Source organism: Mesorhizobium sp. M7A.F.Ca.CA.004.04.2.1 (assembly GCF_004022825.1).
GTDB lineage: Bacteria > Pseudomonadota > Alphaproteobacteria > Rhizobiales > Rhizobiaceae > Mesorhizobium.
This window is the reverse complement of sequence record NZ_RZPH01001367.1, coordinates 1-1226: the sequence shown is the minus strand read 5'-3', so window position 1 is coordinate 1226 and position 1226 is coordinate 1. Positions and strand designations below refer to the sequence as shown.

1 protein-coding gene is annotated in these 1226 nt (G+C 63.1%); it reads right to left on the bottom strand.

The window, feature by feature from the left end; all coding sequences use genetic code 11:
- Positions 1-167 precede the first annotated feature (167 nt).
- A complete protein-coding gene (locus EN893_RS34615) occupies positions 168-491 on the bottom strand; it encodes a DUF736 domain-containing protein (protein ID WP_024505644.1) in 324 nt (107 codons plus the stop codon).
- Between the last annotated feature and the right edge of the window lie 735 nt (positions 492-1226).

The window sequence follows — 1226 nt, the reverse complement described above, 5'->3', positions numbered from 1 at the left end:
CGCTTCGGACAAGCGAGGGCGACGATGGGCGAGGGAGATCGTCTCGGGGACGGGCGAAGAGTCGGGGGAGAGTTTTCGCCGCCCTTTAGGGCGGACGGGGTTTGGGTGGAACTCCTGGGAATGAGCCCCGCGCCGGGGCTGCGGCGCGAGGCTCTTATCTCGGCCGGTCAGTCGGCCGGGTTCCAGATGATGGCGTAGGTGTCGTGATCGTCCTGGCCGGCGGCGCGGCCGAGATTGGCGTAGAGCTTGCGCGGTCCGAACTCCGGCGCTGCAATCGACAGGCTCACATAATCCTTGCCGGAAGTCTCGCCGGTGCGGATCCAGCCAGCGCCGACTTCGACCCCTTGCGTAAGCACCCGGAAGTCGGGATGGTTATCGGCGCTCTTGGCCTGGTTGGGGACGATATCGATGTCGGCGCGGACGCTGAGCGTCTTGAACTGGCCCTTGTAGGCGCCGTTTTCCTGCTTGTTGACGTAACCGATCGCGGTCATTTCGAAGTCTCCTTTTGTGGTTTCGCCGGGGACCATCCCCTGCGATGGCGCACCGTAATGGGCGCGTCAGGACCGCCTGAATCCGACAGGGCCGCAGCGACAGTGAAGGACCCGAGCGGGCAGCTTTTTTGTGAGCGAAGCGGCGCGAGGAAGCCGCCGCAGGCGGCGGGGAAAAAAGCTGATGGCGCGAGGGTTTCGGGCGGCCGGACCCGCCCATAGGTCGACAAGCCAGCCGCAGGGATGGTCCTTGGAGAGAGCATGGAGACCGCTCGCCAAGTGCGGTCTGTCAGCCAAGCAGGACGCCGGGATGAAACGGCCTGCAAAGATGCTGCGCCCTTATGCCGGATCGAGATCGTGCCAGCGGGTCGGGCGCCAGAGCAGACATCCGGCATGGTGCGATCTATGAAAGCAGGGCTCGCCAGCGGGAATTTGATACGCGAGGGGGCCAAAGTAAGGCTGGATGAGAAGCCGGTGCTACCTGCAGGTCCAGTGTCATGTGGCGGCGCTCGGGAAACCGCTACGCAATGTAACGCGCTCTTATGAGGCGAACAGACCGGCCCCAAAACCGATCGACCGGTGGTCGGCGCGAAACGCGTCATGCCTGTCCGAAAGCTGACAGTGGCAGAAGACGCATGTCGGGTTCCGCACAATTGACCATGCTGGATTTGTGAGGTTTTCAGGGAGAGCCATGCGTTCACTTCCCAGTGAGCTTTGGCACGGCATTTGCTCTTGATG